The 25,917-nt window shown below is 42.6% G+C and carries 28 protein-coding genes; 8 read left to right on the top strand and 20 right to left on the bottom strand.

Annotation, left to right across the window (positions count from 1 at the left end):
* Positions 1-49: 49 nt before the first annotated feature.
* The 9 genes from gspK to gspC form a co-directional block, all read right to left on the bottom strand.
* Complete coding sequence (gene gspK / locus AB4128_RS19175; RefSeq protein WP_372038659.1) at positions 50-1,051, bottom strand: type II secretion system minor pseudopilin GspK; 1,002 nt, start codon at positions 1,049-1,051, stop codon at positions 50-52.
* Entirely contained in the window at positions 1,051-1,785 is a 735-nt protein-coding gene (gspJ, locus tag AB4128_RS19170) for a type II secretion system minor pseudopilin GspJ (protein WP_055024204.1), read from the bottom strand. Before gspJ ends, gspK begins: the two co-directional genes overlap by 1 nt.
* Entirely contained in the window at positions 1,766-2,134 is a 369-nt protein-coding gene (gene gspI, locus AB4128_RS19165; protein ID WP_055024203.1) for a type II secretion system minor pseudopilin GspI, read from the bottom strand. Before gspI ends, gspJ begins: the two co-directional genes overlap by 20 nt.
* Positions 2,121-2,696 (bottom strand): type II secretion system minor pseudopilin GspH, encoded by a 576-nt coding sequence (gene gspH, locus AB4128_RS19160; RefSeq protein WP_055024202.1) that lies wholly within the window; start codon positions 2,694-2,696, stop codon positions 2,121-2,123. Before gspH ends, gspI begins: the two co-directional genes overlap by 14 nt.
* A gap of 20 nt (positions 2,697-2,716) precedes the next feature.
* Complete coding sequence (gene gspG / locus AB4128_RS19155; protein ID WP_055024201.1) at positions 2,717-3,151, bottom strand: type II secretion system major pseudopilin GspG; 435 nt, start codon at positions 3,149-3,151, stop codon at positions 2,717-2,719.
* A gap of 65 nt (positions 3,152-3,216) precedes the next feature.
* Complete coding sequence (gene gspF / locus AB4128_RS19150; protein ID WP_055024200.1) at positions 3,217-4,440, bottom strand: type II secretion system inner membrane protein GspF; 1,224 nt, start codon at positions 4,438-4,440, stop codon at positions 3,217-3,219.
* A 3-nt stretch (positions 4,441-4,443) separates the two neighbouring features.
* Positions 4,444-5,991, bottom strand: a complete 1,548-nt coding sequence (gene gspE / locus AB4128_RS19145; RefSeq protein ID WP_174567627.1) for a type II secretion system ATPase GspE — start codon at positions 5,989-5,991, stop codon at positions 4,444-4,446.
* 7 nt (positions 5,992-5,998) lie between these two features.
* Positions 5,999-8,146, bottom strand: coding sequence for a type II secretion system secretin GspD (gspD, locus tag AB4128_RS19140; RefSeq protein WP_055024198.1), 2,148 nt, complete (start codon positions 8,144-8,146; stop codon positions 5,999-6,001).
* 25 nt (positions 8,147-8,171) lie between these two features.
* On the bottom strand, positions 8,172-9,092 hold the full coding sequence (gene gspC / locus AB4128_RS19135; protein WP_055024197.1) for a type II secretion system protein GspC: 921 nt from the start codon (positions 9,090-9,092) through the stop codon (positions 8,172-8,174).
* A 248-nt stretch (positions 9,093-9,340) separates the two neighbouring features.
* Here gspC and hslR point away from each other — a divergent pair, with 248 nt between their 5' ends.
* The 4 genes from hslR to AB4128_RS19115 all read left to right on the top strand — a co-directional run bounded on the left by hslR (position 9,341) and on the right by AB4128_RS19115 (position 14,465).
* Positions 9,341-9,739, top strand: coding sequence for a ribosome-associated heat shock protein Hsp15 (hslR, locus tag AB4128_RS19130; RefSeq protein ID WP_055024196.1), 399 nt, complete (start codon positions 9,341-9,343; stop codon positions 9,737-9,739).
* A gap of 32 nt (positions 9,740-9,771) precedes the next feature.
* The gene (gene hslO / locus AB4128_RS19125; RefSeq protein ID WP_372038649.1) at positions 9,772-10,632 is read left to right on the top strand and encodes an Hsp33 family molecular chaperone HslO; all 861 of its coding nucleotides are present in this window, start codon (positions 9,772-9,774) and stop codon (positions 10,630-10,632) included.
* Between the two features lie 256 nt (positions 10,633-10,888).
* Complete coding sequence (locus AB4128_RS19120) at positions 10,889-12,430, top strand: phosphoenolpyruvate carboxykinase (RefSeq protein ID WP_055024194.1); 1,542 nt, start codon at positions 10,889-10,891, stop codon at positions 12,428-12,430.
* Between the two features lie 175 nt (positions 12,431-12,605).
* Positions 12,606-14,465: a M14 family metallopeptidase gene (locus AB4128_RS19115; protein WP_372038647.1), complete on the top strand. Its 1,860-nt coding sequence runs from the start codon at positions 12,606-12,608 to the stop codon at positions 14,463-14,465.
* 66 nt (positions 14,466-14,531) lie between these two features.
* On the opposite strand, the gene AB4128_RS19110 is transcribed toward AB4128_RS19115, so the two are convergent.
* Entirely contained in the window at positions 14,532-14,870 is a 339-nt protein-coding gene (locus AB4128_RS19110; RefSeq protein WP_372038645.1) for a GIY-YIG nuclease family protein, read from the bottom strand.
* A gap of 135 nt (positions 14,871-15,005) precedes the next feature.
* On the opposite strand from AB4128_RS19110, the gene glp reads away from it, so the two are divergent.
* The 3 genes from glp to AB4128_RS19095 all read left to right on the top strand — a co-directional run bounded on the left by glp (position 15,006) and on the right by AB4128_RS19095 (position 17,418).
* Positions 15,006-16,256 (top strand): gephyrin-like molybdotransferase Glp, encoded by a 1,251-nt coding sequence (gene glp, locus AB4128_RS19105; protein WP_372038644.1) that lies wholly within the window; start codon positions 15,006-15,008, stop codon positions 16,254-16,256.
* Between the two features lie 9 nt (positions 16,257-16,265).
* Positions 16,266-17,048: a molybdopterin-synthase adenylyltransferase MoeB gene (gene moeB, locus AB4128_RS19100; RefSeq protein WP_119969482.1), complete on the top strand. Its 783-nt coding sequence runs from the start codon at positions 16,266-16,268 to the stop codon at positions 17,046-17,048.
* Between the two features lie 73 nt (positions 17,049-17,121).
* The gene (locus AB4128_RS19095) at positions 17,122-17,418 is read left to right on the top strand and encodes a DUF333 domain-containing protein (protein ID WP_372038643.1); all 297 of its coding nucleotides are present in this window, start codon (positions 17,122-17,124) and stop codon (positions 17,416-17,418) included.
* A gap of 21 nt (positions 17,419-17,439) precedes the next feature.
* Here the strand turns inward: AB4128_RS19095 and AB4128_RS19090 are convergent, their stop codons facing one another.
* Positions 17,440-17,649: a DUF2986 domain-containing protein gene (locus tag AB4128_RS19090; protein WP_372038642.1), complete on the bottom strand. Its 210-nt coding sequence runs from the start codon at positions 17,647-17,649 to the stop codon at positions 17,440-17,442.
* Positions 17,650-17,851: 202 nt separating this feature from the next.
* Positions 17,852-18,019, bottom strand: a complete 168-nt coding sequence (locus tag AB4128_RS19085; protein ID WP_065110529.1) for a YqaE/Pmp3 family membrane protein — start codon at positions 18,017-18,019, stop codon at positions 17,852-17,854.
* A 153-nt stretch (positions 18,020-18,172) separates the two neighbouring features.
* On the opposite strand from AB4128_RS19085, the gene AB4128_RS19080 reads away from it, so the two are divergent.
* A complete protein-coding gene (locus AB4128_RS19080) occupies positions 18,173-19,339 on the top strand; it encodes a GGDEF domain-containing protein (protein WP_372038641.1) in 1,167 nt (388 codons plus the stop codon).
* A 42-nt stretch (positions 19,340-19,381) separates the two neighbouring features.
* On the opposite strand, the gene AB4128_RS19075 is transcribed toward AB4128_RS19080, so the two are convergent.
* The 8 genes from AB4128_RS19075 to moaE form a co-directional block, all read right to left on the bottom strand.
* On the bottom strand, positions 19,382-20,077 hold the full coding sequence (locus AB4128_RS19075) for a TIGR01621 family pseudouridine synthase (protein WP_372038640.1): 696 nt from the start codon (positions 20,075-20,077) through the stop codon (positions 19,382-19,384).
* Between the two features lie 54 nt (positions 20,078-20,131).
* On the bottom strand, positions 20,132-21,406 hold the full coding sequence (locus AB4128_RS19070; RefSeq protein ID WP_225442287.1) for a HAMP domain-containing sensor histidine kinase: 1,275 nt from the start codon (positions 21,404-21,406) through the stop codon (positions 20,132-20,134).
* A gap of 31 nt (positions 21,407-21,437) precedes the next feature.
* Positions 21,438-22,115, bottom strand: coding sequence for a response regulator transcription factor (locus AB4128_RS19065; protein WP_065110526.1), 678 nt, complete (start codon positions 22,113-22,115; stop codon positions 21,438-21,440).
* 42 nt (positions 22,116-22,157) lie between these two features.
* Entirely contained in the window at positions 22,158-22,682 is a 525-nt protein-coding gene (locus AB4128_RS19060; RefSeq protein ID WP_192021758.1) for a hypothetical protein, read from the bottom strand.
* An 84-nt stretch (positions 22,683-22,766) separates the two neighbouring features.
* Entirely contained in the window at positions 22,767-23,873 is a 1,107-nt protein-coding gene (locus AB4128_RS19055) for an ABC transporter ATP-binding protein (protein ID WP_055024184.1), read from the bottom strand.
* Positions 23,854-24,534, bottom strand: coding sequence for a molybdate ABC transporter permease subunit (gene modB / locus AB4128_RS19050; RefSeq protein ID WP_065110524.1), 681 nt, complete (start codon positions 24,532-24,534; stop codon positions 23,854-23,856). Before modB ends, AB4128_RS19055 begins: the two co-directional genes overlap by 20 nt.
* A gap of 3 nt (positions 24,535-24,537) precedes the next feature.
* Positions 24,538-25,413, bottom strand: a complete 876-nt coding sequence (gene modA, locus AB4128_RS19045) for a molybdate ABC transporter substrate-binding protein (protein WP_372038639.1) — start codon at positions 25,411-25,413, stop codon at positions 24,538-24,540.
* Between the two features lie 17 nt (positions 25,414-25,430).
* The gene (moaE, locus tag AB4128_RS19040; RefSeq protein ID WP_372038637.1) at positions 25,431-25,916 is read right to left on the bottom strand and encodes a molybdopterin synthase catalytic subunit MoaE; all 486 of its coding nucleotides are present in this window, start codon (positions 25,914-25,916) and stop codon (positions 25,431-25,433) included.
* Position 25,917 lies beyond the last annotated feature (1 nt).

Below are 25,917 nucleotides of genomic sequence, written 5' to 3'. Positions count from 1 at the left end.
GGCTGCAAGGGTTTCAAAAAACTGTGCAGCAGGTTGTTTCTCTTATTCATTACTGTTGCCCACCATACTGGCGAGTCAACACGTCAAATTTATCACCGCTTCGCTGTAGCACACTGTCCATTCTGAACATGGCATTATCAACTTTAGCGCCCGCTTTCAGTAAAAAGAAATTACTGTCCACTACAATACTCGACTTCATATTGCTCTCAGTCGCTAAACTAGCAAGCGTATTATTCTCCCAAAACTCTGCAGCAGTTTCGAAACCATCAGCAGGTCTTTGGTTAATCAAGCTTTCGGCATCACTCAATGAAATTTTGTTATCTAACATGCCAACAAGTAATGCGGCTTGTTCTACTTCAATGGTGTTGACATTCAATAACTGTTGGTTGTTACCTGGTATCGCACAAATATAAGGTAATAACGTGGTATACACTTGCTGGTTATAGCCAATCACCGCCCTTAATTCACTATGATGACTCATCAAAGTATTCGCTGCTCGATACGGGATATTACGCGATTCATAATCCGCATCTTCAGCACCATAAGGCATAGAAACTGTGTCATCATCAATATAATCAACCAAGGTATGAGTCAGCCTTTCTGCACCAAACTCGTCCATCCCCAGTGCGGCTAATAACGCTTTATATTGGCTTGCCGCTAAACTGAGCTTGGGCTGACCATTCTCAACTTCTGTCGAAGTCACAGATAACGCATTGATATTGAAACAGGAGCGCATATCCTGAATTTCGCCACCAATTTCACCGTACTCGGCAGGAAAAATAACATCAGCCAGTGCCCAATATTGTTGGCGATGCACAGTGCCATCACTGTCTTCCATATCTTGCTTTAAAATCTTTTTCGCTAACTCTTCTGCAGAAATAGCATACCAATATGCTTGGTCATATTGCGCCAAGTTTAACGTTCGGCGCATAGATAACTGGTTACGGCTGGTGATGTTGGTAGCGATAATCACAACCAATGCCACAATCAACAGTACAACTAATAACGCCACTCCGCGCTGTTTACGAAACCCCGGTAATTGTGACTTCATCATGTGTCGTCACCTTCAGTCTTTTCTCCGGTTTCATCAGTGTCGCTGCTATCGCTATTGTCACCATTATTGCCACCACTATTACCACCGCTGCCGGTGCTTGAGCTATCTCCACCTTTAGGTAGTAAAAAACGACGTTCAATGGTGCCTAAGCCTTCAATCTCAACTTCCATCGCTATCGCAAGCGGTAAGGTAGAAGCATCAACTTTTCGCTCCCATTTATCACCTACAAAAAATGAATACTCAATGGAAACGACATCTTTCACGATTAAACTTTTTAACGGCTCTGCACCGACCTCTGGCTCTGGGTAAGGATAATACCAACGCTCTAAGCGGCCATCTTGAACAACATAAGCAACAGACTGCAAACTACCACGAGGTAACATGCCATCTGGATTCAACCAACCTAAGCGGAAAAACACTAAGGCTTCAGTTTCAGAATCCAGCATATTATCACCGGTTTGAAATACAGATGTTGTACGCTCACCATCAAAACCACGCTGAGTTCGCGCCACGATTTGGCCTAAGTCTCGCTCAATAATCCCAAACCCTTGTTGCAACGCTTTGAGTCGAACCGAAAACTCTTTGGTCGCTTCATCATTTTTCATCACAGTCGATAGCACAGCATTGGCGGCCAATCCGATCATGGCGAAAATGGCTATTGAGATCAGCATTTCTAATAGGGTAAACCCTAACTGATTATGCTTTTGTGATTTAACCTTCGTTGTGAACATAACTACTCACTTGGGCAACGGTTCGGTTAAACCTATCTTCATCGCTCACTAAAATTCTTATCATACGGAAATTGTCGTCTGTGGTTTTAACCACTTCTTGACGCCAATACCAATCTTTTCCTGCGAGTTCGACTTGGCCATTTTTAGTACCAAGTTCAGGAAATTGCTGAATTAATCTGGCTTCAACCATCTGATTACTCGCAACCCATTGCGCAAGGGTTCTTTCTTCTAATATCGGTAGGTTCGCCATTTGATCACCGATACTTTTAGTGACGGCAACGGCTGCAATCGAAAACACTGCTAACGCAACGATGACTTCGAGTAGCGTCATGCCTTTACAAGTCTTCATCGAAACTTCCTAGCGCTAATCGTCCCATTGAGTCACCGACAACTAAGACTTCAACTTCTTTGCCATTGGCATCATCAGTTAAAAAACTCAATTCAAATGTCGACATTTCACCGCTTGGAAATAACAAAATTTGCGGCTCTGGGTTTTTCTTCTTGTCTTCTTTGCTTTCATCAATGAGTGGCTCATCGAACCATGACTCATCTTCTTCATCGTCTTGTACTAATGGCAAACCGTCCAGTAGCAGGCTCATCATGACACCTTCCTCCATTTGTTGTGGAGCAAGCTGTCTATCACCTGTTAGCGGTTCCCATTTACCGTCTTTGTAATATACAAATTGGTATTCATCTTCTTCTACGACAATCCCTAAAAACTGGCCACTGAGGATGGTTTCTTCAATCACTAACTCAGTGGTTGCTATAAATTGTCGAGCTGTTTTAGTTAACGCCTGCTCTGGTCCGGCTGTGTTCGTCGTCATGGTGACTGCTGCTGCAGTTAAGCCCATCAGCAGTGCAACCAATAACACCTCTAAAAGAGTGAACCCAGCTTGGCGTGTAAACTTCATTGAATTATCTCAAGCTTCCATTACTGGAAGTTTTGTAAATTCCAGTTACCAATATCGTCTTCAGTGCCCACTTGTCCGTCAGGACCTGCACTGAAAATATCGATACGACCATTCTCACCTGGGCTTAGTAGGTAATAATCATTACGCCATGGATCTTGTGGTAAACGCTTTAAATAACCATCTGGACGGTAGTTACGAGGCTCTGGCGAAGACGTTGGCTTTTGCACTAATGCATCTAAACCTTGGTCAGTTGTTGGGTATACACTGTTGTCTAAGCGGTACATATCCAATGCATTTTCTAAAGCTACAATGTCTGAAACTGCTTTTTGTAAATCCGCTTTATCTTTGTTACCCATTAAGTTGGGAACAACCATTGAGGCTAAGATACCCAGAATAACGATTACCACCATCACTTCTAAGAGGGTAAAACCACGTTGTTTACGATTGACTTGCATTGACGACTTCCTCCGATACGCACGACAAAGTGCGTGATAAAAATTACCTTAATAACCTAATCGGTTTAACCACTGATCAAGTTATTTAATTCTAAAATAGGCTGTAAAATAGCCATGACAATAAACAGCACCACTGACGCCATGCTAACAACAAGCATAGGTTCGAATACCCCTAATGCGATGTTCACATTAGATTCAAACTCACTGTCTTGGTTATCAGCAGCACGTTCTAGCATTTGCTCTAACTGACCACTTTTTTCACCCGATGCAATCATATAGAGCATCATAGGCGGGAAAAGTTTAGTATTTGTGAGCGCAGCCCCTAAACTAGTACCTTCACGTACTCTTGCAGTAGCATCATCAACTGCGGCGCGTACTTTCACATTCAATAATACTTCACTGGCAATTCTCATCCCTTCAAGAAGCGGAACAGAACTCGCAGACAAAATACTTAATGTTCGTGCAAAACGAGCGGTATTGATGCCCTTGCTGACCTTACCTATAACTGGCGCTTTTAATAACCAAGTATCAAAGTGCATCCGAAAGTTCGGTTTTTTGAGCATCTGCTTAAACAGTACAAACGCTGCGAATAACAGGCCTAGTACGACTAATCCATATGCTTGCACAAAATCAGAAGCTAAAATTAAGAACTGGGTCGTTCCTGGTAACTCTTGCCCCATATGCTCAAATTGCCCCACAACTTTTGGGACAACGGCTGCTAATAATACGGCAATAACGCCAATCGCAACGACGGTCAATACAATTGGATAAATCATTGCTTGAGTGAGCTTTGACTTTAATTGCTGACGGCGTTCGGTATAATCCGCCAAACGGTTCAATACCACTTCTAAATGGCCTGACTTCTCACCAGATGCCACCATTGCACGATATAAATCATCAAAAACATGGGGATATTCGGCAAGTGAATCTGCCAAGCTATAGCCTTCAACAACACGAGAACGAACTGCCATCACTAGACTAGCAAGCCTGTCCTTTTCACACTGTTGACCTACTGCTTTTAATGATTCTTCAATCGGCAAACCAGCTGCAACCAGTGTCGCTATTTGGCGTGTAATAAGTGCTAACTCTGCAACTGAAATACCACGTTGGAATAATTTAAAGCCACCCGTTTTAGCTTTTGCTTCTTTCTCTGCAACCGGTTGTAGCTCTATTGGCATCAAGCGCTGTTCACGTAATTGACTACGTGCATGGCGAGCAGTATCAGCTTCAATGACGCCTTTTTGTTGTTTGCCATTGCTATCAAGGGCTTTATATTCAAACGCTGCCATTGATTATTCCTCGCGCGTCACGCGTAAAACTTCTTCAAGCGTTGTCACGCCATCAAGTACTTTACTCATGCCATCATGACGAATACTAGGAATGGTTTGGCGAACATACTTTTCAATGGCCAGTTCACCACGTCCACCATGAATAAGCTCTCGAACATTATCGTCAACAACTAATAATTCATGGATACCAGTACGGCCTCGGTAACCGTTATGGCCACAGGCTTTACAACCATTGGCACGATAAATCACTCGAGTATCGTTCGCAGTGACGCCTAATAGCTCACGTTCTCGTTCATCTGGCTCATGCTCAATCTTACATTCATTACACAAGGTTCTGATTAGTCGCTGGGCCAATACACCAAGAAGACTTGAAGACACGAGGAAGGGTTCAACACCCATATCTTGTAAACGCGTAATCGCACCAGAAGCGGTATTGGTATGTAAGGTTGAAATCACTAAGTGACCAGTTAATGACGCTTGAACTGCAATTTGTGCTGTTTCTAAATCACGAATCTCACCAATCATTACAACATCAGGATCTTGACGCAGAATCGCACGTAAACCACGGGCGAATGTCATGTCGGCTTTCATGTTAACTTGCGTTTGCCCAATCCCTTCGAGTTCATACTCAATAGGATCTTCGACAGTCAAAATATTCGTATCTTTTGAGTTAATTTCAGTTAAGCCAGCATACAAGGTGGTACTTTTACCTGAACCAGTAGGGCCTGTAACCAAAATAATTCCGTGAGGCTTACGGATAATGGCATCAAATTGTTCACGAATTGACAGCGTCATACCTAACTGTTTCAAATCGAGATTACCGGTATTTTTATCCAGTAGACGCAATACCACGCGCTCGCCATGACTTGACGGCATAGTAGACACACGCACATCAACCGCTCGACCTGCTATACGCAACGAAATACGACCATCTTGAGGAACACGTTTTTCAGCGATATCAAGGCGTGCCATTACTTTGATACGTGATACCAACAGTGACGACAACTTGCGATTTGGCTTTAATACTTCTTTTAACACGCCATCGATACGGAAACGAACGACCAATTGTTTTTCGTACGTCTCAATATGGATATCCGACGCTTCTTCTTTAATCGCTTCTGATAATAATGCGTTAATTAACTTAATAATTGGCGCATCATCATCACCTTCCAATAAGTCTTCTGTTTGCGGCAATTCTTCGGCAAGAGTGAATAAATCCATCTCGTTACCTATATCTTCCATTAATTGCTGCGCTTCAGATGAATTAGCTTGGAAAGTTTGGGTTAACTTTGCTTCGAATTCTTCGACAGGTAATTGACTTAACACTAAGTCTTCACCAGCATAACGACGTACTTCTAACATCGCAGTCAGCGGCGTTTCACTGGTGTAATACAACTTCAGCGCATCGGCTTCTTTGGCTAATGCCAAGTTAAAGCGATGCGAAAAAGCAAACGGTAAGCGCTCACGACTGGTTGAGTGGAAGACCTCATCATTAAGCTCTTCCGATTCAATACCTAACTCGTTAGATACTTGCGCCAACTGCTCAGTCATTTCTGCTTCACTCATTGGCATCATCTTCTTGTTCTGCATCGACTTCAGTTTCTGCAGGCTGCTGATCTTTGGCTTTACTCTCGCTGATATGCTTTAGCGCTGGGTCGGTTTCACGCATCTTAGTTTCTAAACTCTTCCCTTCTTTGTAACGATTCAGTACTTCGTTAACTTCATCAGGCAAGTACGCTTCTTGATCCCACTCTTCAAGCATCGGCACATCAGTGTTTGGCATTAAGTTAACGCCACGTTCTTGTTGTTCAAGTTGCAATGCACGGAAGTAGTTGTACTTGCGGCCCGCAATGCCTTCCATGGTAATCCCGTCACGAATAATCGTCGGCTTAATAAATACCATCAGGTTCTTCTTTTTCACGCCACTTGAAGATGATTTAAATAAGTGACCAATGATTGGTAGGTCGCCTAAGAATGGCACTTTTTGCACTGATTCTTGAGTTTCTTCGTTAATCAAACCGCCTAAGACAACAATTTGACCTGAATCAGCCATTACAGTGGTGGTTAATCGACGAGTCGCAAATGTCACATCGACACCTGTTTTACCGTTAATACCTGACACTTCTTGTTCGATGGTTAACTTAACAGACGTTCCTTCGTTAATTTGAGGAACCACTTTTAACTTCACACCCACTTCTTTACGTTCAACCGTTTGGAAAGGGTTACTGTTACCATTACTTGAGTTTTGGCTACCTGTTAAAATCGGGACTTCATCACCAACAATGAACGACGCTTCTTGGTTATCTAGAGTTGTGATAGAAGGTGTAGCAAGTACGTTTGATTTAGTATCACTTGAAACAGCTTGAACTAGTGCACCGAAGTCACCAGCAGTGATCCCCCATGCCATACCATTCACTTTACCTAATGCTTGTGCCAATAAGGTAATATCACCACGGGTGTCTGGGTTTTCAGTACAGGTACCATTTTCAGTACAAACTGTAGTACCTTCTTCACCTTGAGCCTGCCAAACACCAGCACCGATTTCACCAATCGTTGGACCTAGGTTATTAAACTGAGTACCACCACCGGCTGTGGTTGCCCATTGCACACCAAAACCAACATCATCACCCTCGGCGACTTCTACAATAATAGCTTCAACTAATACTTGAGCACGGCGGATATCAAGTTGATTGACCACACTTTCAATTGTGCGCATTTGATCAGGATCGGCACTGATCACTAATGCGTTAGTATCAAGGTGCGCCATGATATTAATTTCTTTACGACGCTTATTACTGCTTTGACCCGCATCTTGATCAGATTGTAATTGCTCAGCAAATCCTGTTAATACTTCAACTAAATCTTCGGCTTTGGCATAACGTAAATATCTTACTTTCGTATTGCCCGTTGTTGCCTGCTCAGCATCAAGACGACGAATAAGTTCAACAACACGTTGGCGACTTTTTTCATCGCCACTAACAACGACAGCATTAGTACGCTCATCAGCAACAACTTTAGGCGCTTGGCCTGGCATTTGTGCTTGATTAGCAGTTGAACGATAAAGGGTATCGATAATTCGAACGATTTCGCCAGCAGAGGCATACTCAAGCGAGACAACTTGAACTTCAGTGTCACCTTGTTTATCTACGCGGCGAACAATTTCGACTAACTTGTTGACCACGGCTGCACGACCAGAAATCATTAACACATTTGATGGGTCGTAGTTAACTACATTACCGCCACCCGCATTATCGTTTAACTGACGTAATAGTGGTGCAAGTTGTTTTGCTTCCGTGTTGTAAAGGGCAACAATACGAGTCACCATTTCATCGCCTAAACCAGGCTTACTATCATCAGCGACACGAATTGCGGCCGTTTTAGCATCTTTATCTTTAATGACCTTAATCACGCGGTTTTCCATTTCAACCACAGCATAGCCATAAACTTGCAGAACATTGAGGAAGAATTGATAGTACTGCTCATCATTTAATAAATCATAACTACGCACATTGATTTTGCCACGTACGGTCGGATCCACGATGATAGTTTTATTGAGGTTTTTGCCTACAATATTGATGAATTCTTGAATATCTGTGCCTTTAAAGTTGGCAGCATATTGTTCCGACCAAGCCGCTTGAGAAGCAAGCATTGCAATACCTGCAACAAACCCTGCTAATAACTTGCGTCGAATTCCATAACTCTTCATTATTTTCAATCCTCTACTGCCGATACTATTCAGGCAAACTAAATACTATTTCTACTAACTGCCCATCGCGTTCAACCATAACGCCGATTTCTGTTAATTCTTGTAACTGTGCCATTACTTCTAATGATTGTCCCATGTCGGTCAAATCATAGCCGTTAATGGATTTGGCTAAATCATTGGCTTTAAACCCAGCTGCGGTAAATAAGGTTTTATTCTTACCTGGGTTCAAGCGGTAGCCACTCACTCCGTCAGCTCCACGCACCGGAGAAATAGCTAAATAATCTGTTAATTTTCCTGGGTCTGCTAATAATTCATCACGCGAGTCGCTAATTTGCTGAGCAACTTCAGCATTTTGGCGGCGATCAATGCGCTGAACTTCACGATCTTTTTTAGCTTGTTGTAATGATTGGTTTGCCTGGCTTTGTGTGGTGTAGCTTAAGCCGTCTAGCATTAAGGTTTCGTAACGCCCAGCGTTAGTGATAATAATTCGGTCTGCATAGACTTCTTTTAATGAGGCCGATGTGCCTTTAATTTTATCGCCAAGACTATAGGTTTCTTGACTACCTTTCGATTCAATGACAGCAAGGCCATTGGTATCGGAAGTCGATGCAACCACACCAGTTAACAGAATAGACAGATTGGTTTTAGGGGCATCGGTAATTTGTTCGACGGGTGCAGGCTTTTTAGGGCGGCCATCGTCACTGGCATCTTTCTCACCAAATAATGACAACTTCTGAACACTACTTAGCTCCACTCGCTTCGCACTCGCAACGGATGTAGGTGAAGGTTGCCAAGCAACAGCTTGGCTATTAACTGGTATTAATTTCCAAGTAATCTGTGCTGTCAGTAATAGCACAATCACTAATCCCAACCAGAATACAGCGGTGCTTAACGGCTTTTGCGGTATCGCTGAAGCCTTCGTTATAATTTTATCTAATACATCCATATTCGGCTTGGACCCTCTATGCAGGTCGCTGTTCTAATTCTGTTAATTTAGGAAATACTGCATCATGCTAACCTACCCAGCTTATTGCAACAAGCCCGTAGCATATCGATTGGCGAAATTGCACCGAATATGCTACATTTGCGCGCCTAAAAACGCTGTGAGAAACACCGTTATTTGTGCGCTTTCCTACATTTTAAATATTAAAAATGTCAACCTTGTGAACTCATACCACTTTTGGGGGTGTTTAGATGGGCCAAGCTTCATCATCAGCAACATCAGTCAGACTCGATAAATGGCTATGGGCGGCGCGCTTTTATAAAACACGCTCGCTTGCAAAAGAGATGATCAATGGTGGAAAAGTACACTATAACGGTCAACGTACAAAATCCAGCAAGCAAGCTGAAGTCGGTGCCAAGATTCGTTTACGACAAGGCCACGACGATAAGGAAATAATTATTGCTCAATTGTCAGAACATCGACAAGGAGCGGCTATAGCACAGACGCTATATGAAGAAACAGCCGAAAGCATTAGTAAAAGAGAATTTAATGCCGAAGCCAGACGCTTAAATATTTTGAATAATCCTGCACCAGAAACCAAGCCGGATAAAAAACAGCGTCGTCAACTTATTCGCTTTAAAGATCTATAAAGACGATTAAAGCACAACAAACGAGAGTGAACATGAGCAAAGATATTTTACATCGCTACTTATTTGATAATGCCGATGTGCGTGGTGAGATGGTACAACTTGAAAAAAGCTATCAAGAGATTCTATCTGCCCATGAATACCCATTCGCATTGCAGCAACTATTGGGTCAATTAATGGCGGCAACGTCGTTATTAACAGCCACAATCAAGTTTAGTGGTGACATTAGTGTGCAGCTTCAAGGTGACGGTCCTGTTTCGTTAGCCGTTATCAATGGCACTAATTTACAAGCGCTTCGTGGTGTTGCACGCTGGAAAGGTGAGTTAGCTGACGATGCATCCCTAAAGGATCTAATGGGTAAAGGCGTAATGGTTATCACGCTAACGCCTGACGAAGGTGAGCGTTATCAAGGTATCGTTTCACTTGAAAACGAAAGCTTAGCAGCTTGCCTAGAAGAATATTTCAGCCAGTCAGAGCAATTACCTACTCGCATCACCTTATTTGCTGATGGCAAACAAGCTGCTGGTATGTTGCTACAAGTATTGCCGACTCAAACCGATGAAAACGAAGACTTCAATCATTTAATGGCCCTTACTGAAACCATCAAACAAGAAGAGCTTTTCACTTTAGATGCTGAAGAGATTTTACATCGTTTATATCATCAAGAAGAGGTTCGCCTTTTCGATCCGGTTGATGTCACATTCAAGTGCACCTGCTCAAAAGAGCGAAGTGCTAAGGCGCTAGCGACATTAGCACAAAATGAAGTAGAAACCATTTTGGCTGAAGAAGGTAAAATTGAAATGGGCTGTGAGTATTGCCCAGCGGTTTACACTTTTGACAGTATCGATATTGCTGCAATTTTTGCAGGTAATTTTGAATCTACCACACAGCAATAACTGATCACCACAACACCAAAACTTTCATAAAAAAGCGCATTTGGCGCTTTTTTTGTGTAAAAAATCTATCTTAAAACTAAAAAATCACCCCAAATTACAAAAAAGTTACCAAACTGTTGGTTACCTGTATTGTTTATTACGTTACAATGACATCGCTAAATTAGCTTCAGCCTAAGCAAGCGATAACGTAAGTCATCTTAAATATAAATCGGCAACATAGACCGATAAACGACCTATTTACGACGGAGAAGACCCGATGACAGATGGAACAAACAGCGTACACTTCAACCTGACAAGCGCTGAATTAATTGAACTTGCTTTACAACGTAACGAAGGACAATTAACAGCCAATGGCGCATTAGTCGCTAAAACCGGTGAACGTACTGGTCGCTCACCAAATGATCGCTTTATCGTTCAAGAAGCCAATACCCAAGATGATATTGATTGGGGTTCTGTTAACAAAGGTATAGCTGCTGATACTTTCGATGCCCTTTGGGGAAGAGTTGAAGCTTACCTTTCTGAAAAAGACATTTTTGTCTCAGAACTGGAAGTAGGTGCCGATGATGAGCATTATCTTCCTGTGCGTGTCACCACTGAATACGCTTGGCATCAAGTATTTGCACGTAACCTATTTATCACTCCAACACATTTCAACCGTGGTAATAAAGACGTATGGCAAATAATGAACGCCCCAGAGTTTGTCTGTGACCCCGCTCGTGACGGTACTCACTCTGATGCGGTTGTGATGATCAACTTCGCCGATAAAAAAGTATTGCTAGCAGGGCTTAAGTACGCTGGTGAAATGAAAAAGTCGATGTTCTCTGTCCAAAACTTCTTATTGCCAGCTAAAGGTGTACTGCCAATGCACTGTTCTGCCAATGTCGGCCATGATGGTGATACAACCTTATTCTTCGGCTTATCAGGCACAGGTAAAACAACCTTATCAGCCGATCCAAAACGTTTTTTAATTGGCGATGACGAACATGGCTGGGCTCCGGGTGGCGTTTTCAATATTGAGGGCGGCTGTTATGCCAAGTGCATCGACTTAAGCCAAAAAAATGAACCCGTTATTTGGGATGCGATTCGTTTTGGTACCGTACTTGAAAACGTCATGCTAGACGAAAATAGAGTGCCTGATTACACCAATACTGAACTAACTGAAAACAGTCGTGCAGCTTATCCACTTGAACATATTGCCCAACGTAAAGAAGAAAACCGCGGTGCAGAGCCTAATTCGGTCGTATTCCTAACATGCGATGTTTCTGGTGTCCTTCCGCCAGTTTCTGTACTTACTAAAGAACAAGCAGCTTATCATTTCTTATCGGGTTATACCGCTAAGGTGGGGTCAACTGAAATGGGGTCAACATCTGCCATTCAATCGACATTCTCGACTTGTTTTGGAGCACCATTCTTCCCTCGCCCAGCAGGTGTATATGCTGAACTATTAATGAAGCGAATCGAGTCTTTCGGTAGCCGAGTTTATCTGGTTAACACGGGCTGGACAGGTGGTCCACATGGCGTAGGTAAACGTTTTGATATTCCAACAACTCGTGCCATTGTCGACGCGATTGTCAGTGGTGAGCTTAAAGATGTGGAAACACAGCATATCGATAAGCTGAACTTAGCGGTACCCGTCGCAGTTTCTGGTGTTGATACTCAACTATTGAATCCAATTAACACTTGGGCAGATAAAGCTGAGTACAACAAATATGCACAGCAATTGGCAGAAGAGTTTACTGCAAACTTTGCCAAATATCAGGTATCTGATGCAATTAAAGCAGCAGGGCCCAATAGTTAGGTATTGCTAACTTTCATATTGTTTTATCTACACTAAGCCTCAAATGACATTGGGGCTTTTTTATTTGTTACATTTTAAACAACAAACAAAGCAACAACCTGCCCTTAACCTCTTGTCTCAATGTTGAAATAATTTATGATAAAACAACACACTTGCTCATTTTGTAGGGATATCTATGCGCCGCGTTTTACTAGCCAGCTGCATCATAAACTCACTTATTTCTTTTTCTAGCGTGGCGACACAGATCACTCCTCCTTCAGCAGGCTCTTTGCAGCTTAGTTCGGAATTTGCCAAACCGGTTTTTATTAACGATGTTATCTTGCCTCCCATTAAGCCTTGGAGTGGTTCAAGTGAAACGTTACTGCGATCTGCTGATCAATCTTGGTCAACGCCATTTGAACAAAACGGATTAACCACCAGCCCAAACTATGATGAAACTCATCAATGGATAACTAACCTTGTCGATAATAGTGAATTACTAACACAAGTTTCGATTGGGAAAAGTCCACAAGGGCGAGATATTTGGATGGTGGTTGCCTCAGAAACGGGGGCAACAACCGCCGCAGAATTATCACAAAGTAATAAGCCTACTGTGCTAGTACAAGCTGGGATACATTCTGGAGAAATCGACGGTAAAGATGCTGGGATGATGTTACTTAGAGACATCACTCAAGGTAATAAGGAACAATTACTGGATAAAGTTAACCTTCTGTTCGTGCCTATTCTGAGTGTCGATGCCCATGAACGCAGCAGTGAGTTCAATCGTGTTAATCAACGCGGGCCTGTTGATATGGGCTGGCGTACTAATGCACGCAACCTTAATCTTAATCGTGACTACGCAAAGTTAGACACCCTAGAACTACAGCATATGATACGAGCCATTAATATTTGGCAACCTGATTTATATATCGATGTGCATGTCACCGATGGCATAGATTATCAATACGATGTCACCTTTGGATATAACGTTAAAGAAGGCTACAGCCCAGCAAGTTTTGAATGGCTTGAAACCTATTACCGTCCTGAAATTGAATCGGCATTATCAGCTCAAGGGCACATTCCTGGTAAGCTAATATTTGCAATTGATAATACAGATTTATCAAAAGGCCTTTCTTATTGGAACCCAAGCCCACGGTTTTCTAATGGTTACGGTGATGCCCGACATTTACCCACTATTTTAATTGAGAACCATAGTTTAAAACCCTTTAAACAGCGTGTTTTAGGCACTTATGTCATGTTAGAGCAAACCTTGAAAACGGTAGCTAAGCATGGAACTAAACTCAAAGCCGCTATATATGAAGATAAATATCAGCATCCACAACGTATCCCCTTAACATGGGAAACTGTTGAGCAGCCTGGTTGGGACTTTAAAGGAATAGGGTACTCTTTAGAACAAAGTGAGATTAGCGGTAATGAGGTTGTTCGTTGGGACGGTCAACCAAAGTTATACCCAAATTTAACTGTCATGGGGAATACGCAGCCAGCTATTAATACCCTACGCCCCAAATATTATTACGTCCCAGCGCAGTGGCAACAAGTCATAGAAAGGCTATCAATCCACGGGGTGAGAATGACCACACTGACCAAGGCGAAAACAGTAAAAGTCGCGCAATATCAATTTTCCAATCCCGTATTTAATGCAAAAGACTACGAGGGTCGCCAACGTGTAAATGCCACCAGCAATAAAGTTAAGTTTGAAACTACACTCCCTGTCGGCACGGTTGAGATTTCGACCAATCAACCACTGGGCGATTTAGCAATATTATTGCTTGAGCCACAATCAGCAGATTCATTTTTCCAGTGGGGATTTTTCAATAGTATCTTTACTCGAACAGAATACATTGAAGATTATGCGGTAGAGCCAATGGCAGCCACTATGCTAGCAGAGAGTGAAGCTTTAGCGAGTGAGTTTGCCCTTGCATTAAAAGATGAAGACTTTGCCAACGATCCTAAAGCCAGATTACGCTGGTTTTACGAAAGAAGTCCTTACTACGACAATCAATATATGAAGTACCCAGTATTACGTTCAAATTAGTCATGGTAGGCTAAAATAGCGATACATTGCGTGCAAAAGGTAATTGTCCCAGCGCTTTGTATCGCTTTATTTCGGTTGATAGCTTGTGATTAATGCCAGCTTTTTTGTTCGAGACAGTTTTTTTACCGCAAGTTCACGTTTAGTGGCAGCACTGCGGTTGGCCACAGATTCTTGATACACTAAATTAAGTGGCCCTTTACCACGTAAAAATTTAGCACCTTTTACTCCCTTTTCATGCTCATTAAAGCGGCGAGCAACATCTGTGGTAATCCCTGTATATAACTGCCCATCTCGACATTGAATCATATAAAGATACCAATTCGCTCCTTTCGCTTGCGACTTATCTACAGGCTTAGTTGACTGTGACGTTGACCCAATTGAGTCATCAGCTTGATTACTGCTCATCGATATAAAAAACCTTCGTTCGGATCATAGTTATCTGTGGCTATCATGGCATAATGCGGTATCAAAAATAAATCTTATGTTCTAAGCCTACCTTAGACAAACCACAACATGATGAACGTCATGTGAGGAGCAACGATGTCAACAAAATCTGATGCCTGTGCACAACCAGGCTTAATGGCACCCCAAGATGCAATTAACGCGCTTTTAGCACAAGTCAGTGTCATTGAAGATAGCGAGATGGTGGGCTTAAATGATGCTGTTGGGCGGATTTTGTCTGAAGATTTAGCATCATGTATTGATTTACCACCTTTTGACAATTCTTCTATGGATGGTTATGCCTTCCGTTTTGACGATTTAACAGGCGAGACAGCAACAACACTGACACAGGTCGGTACTTCTTTTGCGGGTCACCCATACACAGCGCCTATTAAACCCAACACTTGCATTCGAATCATGACTGGCGCCCCTGTGCCTGCTGGATATGACACAGTACAGATGCAAGAAAAGACTCAAGCGGATGGTGAAAGCATCACTATTGAACACCCTAGCGCCAAAGGCAATAGTATTCGCTATCGTGGTGAAGAGTTACTGGCAGGAACCAATGTATTAAAAAGCGGTACTCAAATTCGTGCAGCCGAAATGGGCGTACTGGCTACAATCGGAATTAGCCAAGTGCGAGTAAAGCGTCGCTTAACGGTTGCCTTCTTTTCAACAGGCGATGAACTCCGTCCTGTTGGTAGCGAGTTAGCACCAGGACAAATTTATGACTCTAACCGTTATTCAATTCAAGGTTTGCTAACTCAAGCAAATGTTGAATGGATAGACTTAGGTGTTATTGAAGATGATAAAGAAGCCATTCGTGGCGCTTTTAAAGAAGCGGCAGACAGAGCAGATATGGTCCTTACCTCTGGCGGTGTGTCAGTTGGCGATGCTGATTACACTAAGCAAATTTTATCAGAAGAAGGTGAAATTACCTTTTGGCGTTTAGCCATCAAACCAGGTAAACCTTTTGCATTTGGTAAACTTGGCAACGCCGTATTCTGTGGTTTACCGGGTAACCCTGTTTCTTCAATGGTAACTTTTTATAAGCTCGTTTGGCCAATCATCAATAAAATGCAAGGGTTAACCCCTAAGCCAGCCTTAGTGGTCAATGCAACCCTATCAACGCCTATCCGTAAACAACCTGGCCGAGCCGAATATCAACGTGGTATTTTAAGCCGCAATGAGAACGGTGAACTTATTGTTGCTTCTACAGGTGGCCAAGGCTCAGGTATGTTGACCTCAATGAGTTTGGCAAATTGCTTTATTAACTTAGAGCAAGACCAAGGGGATATTGCCGCTGGTGCAACCGTTCACGTCGAACCATTTACCAGTGTACTGTGCTAAGGAAATATCATGACTCAGATACCTCAAGATAATGAAGTCGATATTTTAACTGACAATGAAATGCTGCGTTATAGCCGTCAGATCTCCATTAAAGCAATGGATATTGAAGGGCAAGAAAAGCTTAAACAAGCAAAAGTGTTAGTCATAGGAGCCGGCGGTCTTGGGTGCACGGTGACACAATACCTCGCTGTCGCGGGTGTAGGTGAAATGACCATTGTTGATTTTGACACTGTAGAGTTATCCAATCTACAGCGCCAAGTCTTACATCAAGATGCCAATATTGGCCAAGCAAAAGTCGACTCAGCCAAGCAAACACTTGCGCAATTAAACCCACTCATCACTATCAATACCATCAATCAATTTTTGGATGAGGATCGTATTGATGCGTTGGTTGCTGAACATGGGTTAGTACTCGATTGCACCGACAATGTTCAAGTCAGAGAGCAACTAAATCAAAGCTGCTTTAAACATAAAGTCAGCTTTATCTCAGCTGCCGCGATCAGAATGGAAGGCACTGTCACTGTTTTTGATTATCAAGCCAGCTCTCCTTGCTATCACTGTTACAGCAGTTTGTTTGGAGAACAGCAGTTGACCTGCGTCGAGTCTGGTATTCTAGCGCCAGTTGTTGGTCTCGTCGGCTGCATTCAAGCAACTGAAGCTATCAAAGCCATTAGCCAGTTTGGCCAAGGCTTAAATGGACGCATTTTAATGATTGATGCGATGACAATGGAGTTTCGAGAGATGAAGCTACCAAAGCAAACTAATTGCTCTGTTTGTGGTGGAGAAAAGTAACAAAAACGGCAATTTGTGGTTATCTTGTCTATAGTTAAATAATGAAAAATAGCAGCGTAATCAGGATGCTAAAATGTTCATTGTTTTAAAGATAACCACTGTATTATCTTGCTTCAAAAAACACTGTGAGTTAATAAGCCCGCTTAGCTTGGCAATTTTCAGTGTCATTTTAGGTAGCTTAACAGCCTGTTCAGGCGATGACATAACGCCGCTACATTCAACTAATCCTGCTTCGAATTATTGTTTAGATAACGATGGGACACTTGAAACCATTAAACACATCAATGGCGATATCTTGTTATGCACTTTACCTGACGGAGAAGTCATCGAAACTTGGGAATTATTTAGACGGGATCACCAAAAAACCTAATCGATTTATAAGTGGTTAAACTTAATTTATGCCACTTTCAACAAGCTTTACATCCTCAACACCTTGCAAATCTGCCGTTTCAGCACTAAGTAGTGCTTTAGCTGCTTGCTCTTCTACTGCCCTATCCGCTTTTGAAATATATTTAGGTTTATTACTCGCGCCAGCCTTTTTCGCATTGGCTTTTTTAGCTTTACCTTTTAGGGTTTGATTAATTTTTTTACGTCGGTTCATCTTAGTATTACCCTAAAGTACATATAAAAAAGCGGTTTCATTACAGCTCTGTCAGTCGAGGGGGGAATTTTACAATCTATACACCAAAATACCAATTCAAAATCGCTTCAACCATCGACGCAATTAAGAATTGGCCTTTCTGTTACAGCTACTCACTCATAAAAAGTGCTTGTTGCTCATTCGAGCTGTTGTCGCTAAATGCCTATTCTTGTATTACAACCCAAATGGCATGGAGTAAACCAGGAATGAAAAATAACAGACACAAGATAACGTTAATAAGTAAGTCTTTCCCCACACCTTTTTTCAAAAAAACCGCAACCGGTGGCAATAAAATAGCAATGATAATGAGTAATAGTTTATTTGTATCCATAAGTGTTTAATCCTTTATTTATAAGTGAATCAATTTAATTACAGCTCAACTGCAACAATTTGTTAAACCGTTCAAATATCATTATGATGATTAAGAAATAAAATTTATCCTTGATTTTTAATCATTTAAGCTAATTACTATGTAGAAGGTGCGATGATAGAAAACAGTAGCCTTATTCTCGTTCAAGTTATTTGCCTATTAAGCTTCGCAGCGACAATAGCTTGGACAGTTATGGTCACCCCAATGCGAGTTGCGCCTAGCGCAAGTTGGCGATTCGCATTAGCTAATTTTTCTATCTTGATAGGTATGTTGCTGTATACCCAGCGCACATTTGAACCCAGTTACCTGCATTGGCTCATTGCAGATAATATTATTCTAGTCGGTTTTTGCTTATTGCGCTGGGGAGCTCAGCGTTTATATCATCTCAATTCCAGTTATCAGTTTGATATTGGCGTATTACTGGTCACCTGTGGCTTCATGCTCATGGTACAACCCCAAGCAGAAAATGCGTCCTATCTCATGATCATCTTATCCTTGGCCGCCTCGGTGTTGTTTTTCATGTTAGCCAAAGATCATTACACCGCTTTCAAAGCTAATTTTACCGCTTTTGCCACTTACTGGCTGGTTGTCCCTATTTTCTTGATTGGTTTGTTGTTCTTTATCCGCTCGGTAATTTTAATTATCTATCCAGAAAAAGTAGCCACCTATGCAGCTTTTAACACTGAACAATCCATCCCTGTTCTTTGGACTTACATCGTCCTTATTTTAGTCGTCAACATTCTCATTATTGGCAACACCATTAATCGCCTAGTCGTTAAAATAATGACACTTGCTAACAAAGATCCTTTAACAGATCTCTGGAATCGAAATGCATTACAGAAAAAGTTAACCGCTGAACATGAGCGCTGGCTGCGAGATAAAGTGATGTATAGCGTCGTGTTAATCGACATAGACCACTTCAAACAAATTAATGACACTCACGGGCATACCGCAGGGGATGAAGTATTAAAGCTGACCGCTAAACGGCTTAGTAAAGTGACCAGAAAAATAGACTTTTTGTGCCGTTTTGGCGGAGAAGAGTTTGTACTAATTTTACCTAACACCACTGAGCAACAAGTTCTTTGTGTTGCAGATAAGCTGCAACAGACGCTCGCAGAGATTGACTTTGAATGGCAAGGTACACCGATTCAAATACAAGCGAGTATTGGCTGTGTCACCATCACGGAATCATTAGCAGTAGATTCGCTATTACAGTTGGCAGATAAAGCGATGTATGAAGCAAAAGCCAGTGGTCGTAACTGTATCAAAAGTGCTAATTAGCCATACTGTCTAGGATATCAAGCTTAATTTTCCAACTCATGCCTAAATCGCTGACGATTTAGTTTTGGCTTTCGGCCAATCTTGTGCTGCCGGAGTCTTCCAATCACCTTGTAATTGCTTAATGACCTTTTCATTTGAAAAAATCTCACCAGAGACTGGAAGTTGGTTTATGTGGTAATGCTGCCCTTTGTAATAAAAATCTAATGCCATTGCATGCAAATAACAACGATCGCTTTGTTCGGCGCCATAAAGCGTGTCTCCAATTATCGGAACGCCAATACTGGCCAAGGCAACTCGTAACTGATGGGTTTTACCACTTAATGGTTTTAATAGGTACAGTCGCAAACCGTTTTCTAGCGAGTAAGAGAAAAACTGAGTGATAGCAGGATTCTCTTTGCTGCGAAGCAATTTATACATACTGCGCCGAGATTTACTCATGTCACCGATAACCCAACCTTGCTTTTTTTTCGGTTTACCCTGAGCAATGGCGACATAGTATTTTTGAATACGATGCTCAGTAAACAACGCGGTAAACTCCGCTGCAGCTTGGGCAGATTTGGCTAAAATAAGCAGCCCCGAGGTTGGTGTATCTAAACGATGAACACTAAATAGCTTAATACCTAAATCAGCCTCAACTTGAGCTACCACTCCTGCACTGCCATCTTGGCTGTGGAAATGCACATTAGGAGATTTATTGATCACAATAAAGTCAGGGTGTTGTTCAACGATTTGATACATAGACTGATTTCTGTTGGGGAAAATGAGTAAGGTTTATCTGTTTTACCAGCTGGCTTAAAACTGAATGTCGACAATCAAACCCGGGTGATTATCTTTAAGTTCAATAGTAGCATGATGACGAGATAAAATCGCTTTCACCATTGATAAACCAAGCCCTGTCCCCTTGTGGTGACGACTTGGATCAAGCCTCACAAGACGCTCAAATACTCGCTCTTTGTCTTCGTCGCTGATCCCGGGGCCGTTATCAATAATCTGCACAGTGCGACCAGTTTGAACAATTTTAATCTCGGCATCTTCAGGCGCATATTTAATAGCGTTATCAACTAAGTTAAACAGTGCTTGGAATAACAAATATTTATCGCCTGAAATGGTCACATCATTAGCCACACTTAGTGACAAGGTTTGCTGCTTCGACTCCGCAACCACCTCTGCCATTTCAAACAAGTCTTCACATAATAACTGCAAACTCACAGGCTGTTTATCTAACGTCTGCTGGCCTTCTTCAATGCGTGTTAATGACAGCATCGCATCAAAAGTCGCTAAACAATGATCCAGCTCTTCAAGTAGCATAGCCGTGAGTTCTGGCACCTGTTCAGCTGGTTTACTTGGTAACTGCTCAATACCGATGCGCAAATGTGATAAAGGTGTTCGTAAGTCATGGGCAATATTATCGGTCACGCCTCGCACTGACATTAAATTATGCTCAAGCGTATCTAACACTCGGTTAAATTGTCCGGCTAACATGTCAAATTCATCTTGATTATGACTAACGGGCAAACGGGTGTCGTACTCGCCTTGTTCAATTTTCTCACTGAGTAAATTGTACTGTACCAATCGTCTTAAAATGGCTTTGGAAAATACAAAACCAACCGCAAGAGTGATGCCCAAAGTAAACGCAACCGCCCAAAAAGCAGCATTGATAAACTTCTCAATTAAGGCTGACAAATTATCGGTTCGGGTTGCAATCAGCACAGGCCCGTAATGGGTCATGACGATTCCGCCAGTGAGGATATGTAGCTTATCTGGGCCACCCGTCAAAATCGGAAAGTCACGTGTTTTAGGCAATAGCGGCATGTTGTCTGGCACAAAACTTAATGCACCAACCATATCAACACTGTTACGCCATGCTATGAGCGCAGTTTTGGGATCCGCTGCGCGTATTTGGGCTGCAAAGCTGCGACGGTCAACCGTTAAGGCTAACTGCTGATAACGTTGCATTTCTGTGGCAAGGTGCTGCTCGACTTGGTTTTCCTGTTCAATCACCAATTGCCGATAGAGCCCAAACACCAGTAACACAATGAGTAAGGTTACCAGTGTTGAGAAAATCAGCGTAATTCGCCAAGCACTACTTTGGTAGGGTTTAATTCCCTTTGCAAAGGCGATATCCAGCCCCTCGAACCGTTTCAATGATTTCAGGGTGGCCTAACTCTTCAAACTTACGACGTAATTTAGCAATGTGCACATCGATGACATTGGTGCGAGGATCAAAGTGATAATCCCATACTGCTTCAAATAACAATGTGCGACTGATAACTTGATTAGGGTGTTCCATCAGATACTTAAGCAACTGAAACTCTTTAGGTTGTAACAATAACTCGTGTTCATCAAGTGTCACTTTACGAGTCAACAACTCCATTTTTAAGTTGCCCACTTCCAAGTCTGTATTGGCTGCAGACGGAGCGTTGCGCTGAATAAGCTTCTCTGCACGCACTTGTAACTCAGCAAAAGCAAATGGCTTGGTCATATAGTCATCACCACCAGCACGTAAACCTTTTACACGCTCATCCACATGGCTTAGTGCCGAAAGGATTAATACTGGAGTCTGGTTACCGTTATTACGTAATGCCGTAAGTAATGTAAGTCCATCAAGCTGAGGTAACATGCGATCTAAAATGATAATGTCATATTGATTATGTTTAGCTTGGTGCAAGCCATCATGGCCATTTGTCGCGGTATCGACTTGATATTGTTGAGCGGTAAAACCTTCAGCAACATATTGTAGCGTGGTTGCGTCATCTTCAACGATTAATACTCGCATAGTGCTATTCCTTCGTTTTACAGCATGAAATTCATTGTGAGTTTAGTCCCACTGCAATAATGGCAATGGGCGTAATTCTTCAATATCAAACGCTATCGTATGCTTACTAGAGACGTTCAGCAGTTTCAGCTCAAGATAGCTGATGGCAAGGTCGTGATCTAACTCAGCTTCAATTAAATACCCAGACTGATTTTCTTTTGCCAATTTAACTAATTCGGTAAAAGTCATGCCTTTTGAAATTAATACCTTGGCAGCCTTCACCTGATCTAAATCATCGGACTCAAGCGCCGTTAATTTCTTTTTCATCAAGGCGCCATCAACAGCAAAAAAAGACAGCTCAGTGATTTCACTGTCTTCAAGGTTGAGTACATCCACTTCATAGATTAACTGACCATTTTCCACATCCATATCAAATGAAGAAACAATACCGCGATAATCTAGTTCAATTTGTTCAATCACAGTTATCGGTTGCACGTATCCACCTTCAGACAACAAAGTATGCATACTCGGGGTTGCCATCACCATTGACGGGAACACAACTAGCAACGACAAAACGATACGGAACATGAAAGCCTCAATAAAGAGAATTGGAATAGTGATACTTTACCTAAGCCCGACAAAAGACCCAAGCTTTGTAAGATTAATAATTGATCATGATTCTAGTATATGAACTTGTTCAGATTTAAGTGCGATAGTCGTCTCTAATCCCGGTTTCAAGTTCAATTTAGTGGCCAAGTGAGAAGGAACATCCATATTAAAGGTCTCTTTCACATCCCGCATAGAGGCCTTAACACGCACAGATTCTCCCATGACCAATATCGAATCGATGACGATATCCAGTTTATTGATGCTACGGCATAATCGCCCACTGGAAATGGCATTAAAGCGAATACCTTGATTTGGAATTACCCAACGTACCTGTTGGCCTATCGCCAACTCTGGCGCACTATCACTGGCGATGATCTGTTCGCCCATTTTCAACCAAGTGATATTGGCTTCCTCATCTCGCCCACTGACTTCGGCGTGAAATATATTACGCAGCCCCATTTGCCTTGCGACGGTTTCATTACGGGGATGGGACAATACTTCAAACGGCTCACCTTGCTGAAGCATATTTCCCTGACTGATAAGAATCATTTTATCGGCCAGCAACAAGGCTTCATTCATATCATGGGTCACCATGATAACGGGTATAGATAATTGCGATTTGAGCCGTGCAAGCTCGATATATAATCGCTCACGGGTTTCCCTATCTACGGCAGAGAAGGGCTCATCAAGTAATAACACCGAAGGCTCACGGGCTAATGCCCTCGCTAAAGCCACACGTTGACGCTGACCACCAGATAATTGCGCAGGCAACCTAGCAGGCAGTCCATGTAAGTTAACGCGTTCAAGCCAGTCTAAGGCCCTCGCTTTACGTTCGCTCTTAGGGATATGGTCTAAGCCAGAAATGACATTCTCAAGGGCTGTTAAATGTGGGAACAAGCCAAAATGCTGCGGCACATAGCCGATATGACGCTGTTGAGGCGATAAATGCAACTTAGGCTCACTCGCATACCAGTCTTGTCCGCCACATTGAATGGTGCCCTTTTCAGGCGAACTCAGACCTGCAATCATCCGCAATAAGGTGGTTTTACCTCCACCAGACGGCCCTACTACAGCCAGCACTTCGCCAGCCTTACAATCGAATTTGGCCGATAAAGGAATAGGAAGTTGCTGCGAAATATCGCAATGTAAATCAGCGTTGCGGGTTGGCATGCTGCCCCCCAATACGCTTTGATAAACTGGTAGTGATTGCCAGTACACTAATAGCAAAGACAAGCAGCACTAACGACATCGTACCCGCCGCTTCAAAGTCAAAGGCTTGCACACTGTCATAAATGGCAATTGAAATGGTTTTCGTTTCACCAGCGATATTGCCGCCTAACATCAATACCACACCAAATTCACCTAATACGTGGGAAAAACATAATACCACCGCAGTCAAAATCCCGGGCCAGATCATCGGTAATTCGATTTTGAGAAATATGCGCCACCAGCTCATACCACAGCATGCTGCGGCATCTGGAATATCATGGGGGATAGTTTCAAAAGCACGTTGAATTGGCTGAACAGCGAAGGGAATATTGACCAAGATAGACGCAATAACCAATCCGGAAAAGTTAAACACTAATTGTGCACCAGTAAATTGCTCAACCCATTGCCCAATAAGGCTTTGGCTGCCTAAGCCAACCAATAAGTAATAACCAATAACGGTCGGCGGCAACACAAGTGGCACCATAATCAAGGCTTCAACCCAAGACTTGCCTTTAAACTGGCGGTAAGCCAAAAAACGGCCAACAAATACCGCCATTGGGACTAAAATTAATACGGTTACACTGCTTAACTTGGCCGATAGCCACAATGACTGCCAATCCATAAATTACTCTTCCGCCACTTGCTGTCTTGGTTGTGGTGCACGAAGTTTAGGTTGATGCAAATGATGCTTGTCTGTCAGTGAGTCTGGAAAACCAAAACCGTAATTTTCTAATACGTCATGAGCCGCACTCGACTTCATGTATTCATAAAACGCTTTGGTAGTATCACCAGCTTTAGGGGTCATCACCATGCGTTGATTAATCGGTTGATATAAAGACTGCGGGATTTCAACATAGCGCCCCATTTTGCTGAACTGCGGCGCAGAAGCTAATGATAACGCCACAATACCACCTTGAGCAGAACCGCTTAGGGCAAATTGAGCCGCCTGAGAGACATTTTCACCCATAATGATGGTTGACTGCAGTGCTTCCCAAAGGCCTTTGTTTGTTAATAGCGCTTGAGCACGTTCGCCGTAGGGAGCGTGAGCAGGATTAGCAATCACAAAACGTTTAATTTCGCCTTGCTCAATTGCCGCTTCAAGACCTGCAAGTTGCGGATCAAGGTTTAAAGAAGAGTTATTAGGCGCAACAAGGGCAAGTTTACCAATGGCATAAATATCACCATCAGAGTCAGTTTTACCGACTTTATGTAACTGCTGTACATAAAACTCATCAGCGCTAAGCAGCATTTCAAAAGGCGCACCATGTTGAATCTGCGCCACAAAATTACCAGAAGAACCGTAAGACACTCTAAGCTTCAGGCCCGTTTCAGCGGTAAAGTTCGCCACAATTTCATCTAAGGCAAACTTCACATTCGATGCTGCAGCAATCGCAGGGGGTTTGGCTGCTTGTGCCGAGAATGACACTAAGGTCATCAAACCAATAACCCCACTCAACACTAAAGCTTGAATACCCTGCGACAAACGGCAACTCACGGTCATAAACTTAGTGTCCTTATTTACTTAACATCATTCCACATTGATGCAGCTTGTTCGTCAGAGTCGCGTGCTTCAACCCAGTTATTGCCTTCTTCACCGGCTTCTAATTTCCAAAATGGCGCTTTGGTTTTTAAGAAATCGATTAAGAATTCACACGCTGCAAATGCCGCTTTACGATGCATACTGGTGACACCGATAAACACGATTTGCTCGCCTAGTTCCATACGACCTACACGGTGAATAATCGTGACATAGTTTAGCGGCCAGCGCTCATAAGCTTGCTCCGCTAATTGGACTAATACCGCTTCTGTCATACCAGGATAATGCTCAAGGGTCAGATCCGTTACCGCACTGCCATCATTAAAATCACGCACTTTACCGGCAAAGGTCACCACAGCGCCGTCACTGTTGTCAGCAGCAATAGCAACGTATTCATCGGCGACATTAAAATCGGCCGTCTGAACACGGACGACTTGTTTTGGGTTTGTTTCTTTACTGGCCGTCATA

The sequence above is a fragment of the Shewanella sp. 10N.286.52.A9 genome, from assembly GCF_041468985.1.
GTDB lineage: Bacteria > Pseudomonadota > Gammaproteobacteria > Enterobacterales > Shewanellaceae > Shewanella > Shewanella japonica.
This window is presented reverse-complemented; position numbering and strand designations above follow the sequence as displayed.

What these genes read in the sequence shown, in the direction of transcription:
- hslR (WP_055024196.1), top strand. Translation starts at nt 9,341, where the DNA reads ATGGGCCAAGCTTCATCATCAGCAACATCAGTCAGACTCGATAAATGG.
- modA (WP_372038639.1), bottom strand. Translation starts at nt 25,413, where the DNA reads ATGACCGTGAGTTGCCGTTTGTCGCAGGGTATTCAAGCTTTAGTGTTG.
- AB4128_RS19075 (WP_372038640.1), bottom strand. Translation starts at nt 20,077, where the DNA reads ATGTATCAAATCGTTGAACAACACCCTGACTTTATTGTGATCAATAAA.
- gspI (WP_055024203.1), bottom strand. Translation starts at nt 2,134, where the DNA reads ATGAAGACTTGTAAAGGCATGACGCTACTCGAAGTCATCGTTGCGTTA.
- gspF (WP_055024200.1), bottom strand. Translation starts at nt 4,440, where the DNA reads ATGGCAGCGTTTGAATATAAAGCCCTTGATAGCAATGGCAAACAACAA.
- AB4128_RS19085 (WP_065110529.1), bottom strand. Translation starts at nt 18,019, where the DNA reads ATGGATACAAATAAACTATTACTCATTATCATTGCTATTTTATTGCCA.
- gspH (WP_055024202.1), bottom strand. Translation starts at nt 2,696, where the DNA reads ATGAAGTTTACACGCCAAGCTGGGTTCACTCTTTTAGAGGTGTTATTG.
- AB4128_RS19080 (WP_372038641.1), top strand. Translation starts at nt 18,173, where the DNA reads ATGATAGAAAACAGTAGCCTTATTCTCGTTCAAGTTATTTGCCTATTA.
- AB4128_RS19090 (WP_372038642.1), bottom strand. Translation starts at nt 17,649, where the DNA reads ATGAACCGACGTAAAAAAATTAATCAAACCCTAAAAGGTAAAGCTAAA.
- modB (WP_065110524.1), bottom strand. Translation starts at nt 24,534, where the DNA reads ATGGATTGGCAGTCATTGTGGCTATCGGCCAAGTTAAGCAGTGTAACC.
- AB4128_RS19115 (WP_372038647.1), top strand. Translation starts at nt 12,606, where the DNA reads ATGCGCCGCGTTTTACTAGCCAGCTGCATCATAAACTCACTTATTTCT.
- gspJ (WP_055024204.1), bottom strand. Translation starts at nt 1,785, where the DNA reads ATGTTCACAACGAAGGTTAAATCACAAAAGCATAATCAGTTAGGGTTT.
- gspG (WP_055024201.1), bottom strand. Translation starts at nt 3,151, where the DNA reads ATGCAAGTCAATCGTAAACAACGTGGTTTTACCCTCTTAGAAGTGATG.
- glp (WP_372038644.1), top strand. Translation starts at nt 15,006, where the DNA reads ATGTCAACAAAATCTGATGCCTGTGCACAACCAGGCTTAATGGCACCC.
- gspC (WP_055024197.1), bottom strand. Translation starts at nt 9,092, where the DNA reads ATGGATGTATTAGATAAAATTATAACGAAGGCTTCAGCGATACCGCAA.
- AB4128_RS19065 (WP_065110526.1), bottom strand. Translation starts at nt 22,115, where the DNA reads ATGCGAGTATTAATCGTTGAAGATGACGCAACCACGCTACAATATGTT.
- gspE (WP_174567627.1), bottom strand. Translation starts at nt 5,991, where the DNA reads ATGACTGAGCAGTTGGCGCAAGTATCTAACGAGTTAGGTATTGAATCG.
- AB4128_RS19055 (WP_055024184.1), bottom strand. Translation starts at nt 23,873, where the DNA reads ATGCCAACCCGCAACGCTGATTTACATTGCGATATTTCGCAGCAACTT.
- gspK (WP_372038659.1), bottom strand. Translation starts at nt 1,051, where the DNA reads ATGAAGTCACAATTACCGGGGTTTCGTAAACAGCGCGGAGTGGCGTTA.
- hslO (WP_372038649.1), top strand. Translation starts at nt 9,772, where the DNA reads ATGAGCAAAGATATTTTACATCGCTACTTATTTGATAATGCCGATGTG.
- AB4128_RS19060 (WP_192021758.1), bottom strand. Translation starts at nt 22,682, where the DNA reads ATGTTCCGTATCGTTTTGTCGTTGCTAGTTGTGTTCCCGTCAATGGTG.
- AB4128_RS19120 (WP_055024194.1), top strand. Translation starts at nt 10,889, where the DNA reads ATGACAGATGGAACAAACAGCGTACACTTCAACCTGACAAGCGCTGAA.
- moaE (WP_372038637.1), bottom strand. Translation starts at nt 25,916, where the DNA reads ATGACGGCCAGTAAAGAAACAAACCCAAAACAAGTCGTCCGTGTTCAG.
- gspD (WP_055024198.1), bottom strand. Translation starts at nt 8,146, where the DNA reads ATGAAGAGTTATGGAATTCGACGCAAGTTATTAGCAGGGTTTGTTGCA.
- moeB (WP_119969482.1), top strand. Translation starts at nt 16,266, where the DNA reads ATGACTCAGATACCTCAAGATAATGAAGTCGATATTTTAACTGACAAT.
- AB4128_RS19110 (WP_372038645.1), bottom strand. Translation starts at nt 14,870, where the DNA reads ATGAGCAGTAATCAAGCTGATGACTCAATTGGGTCAACGTCACAGTCA.
- AB4128_RS19095 (WP_372038643.1), top strand. Translation starts at nt 17,122, where the DNA reads ATGTTCATTGTTTTAAAGATAACCACTGTATTATCTTGCTTCAAAAAA.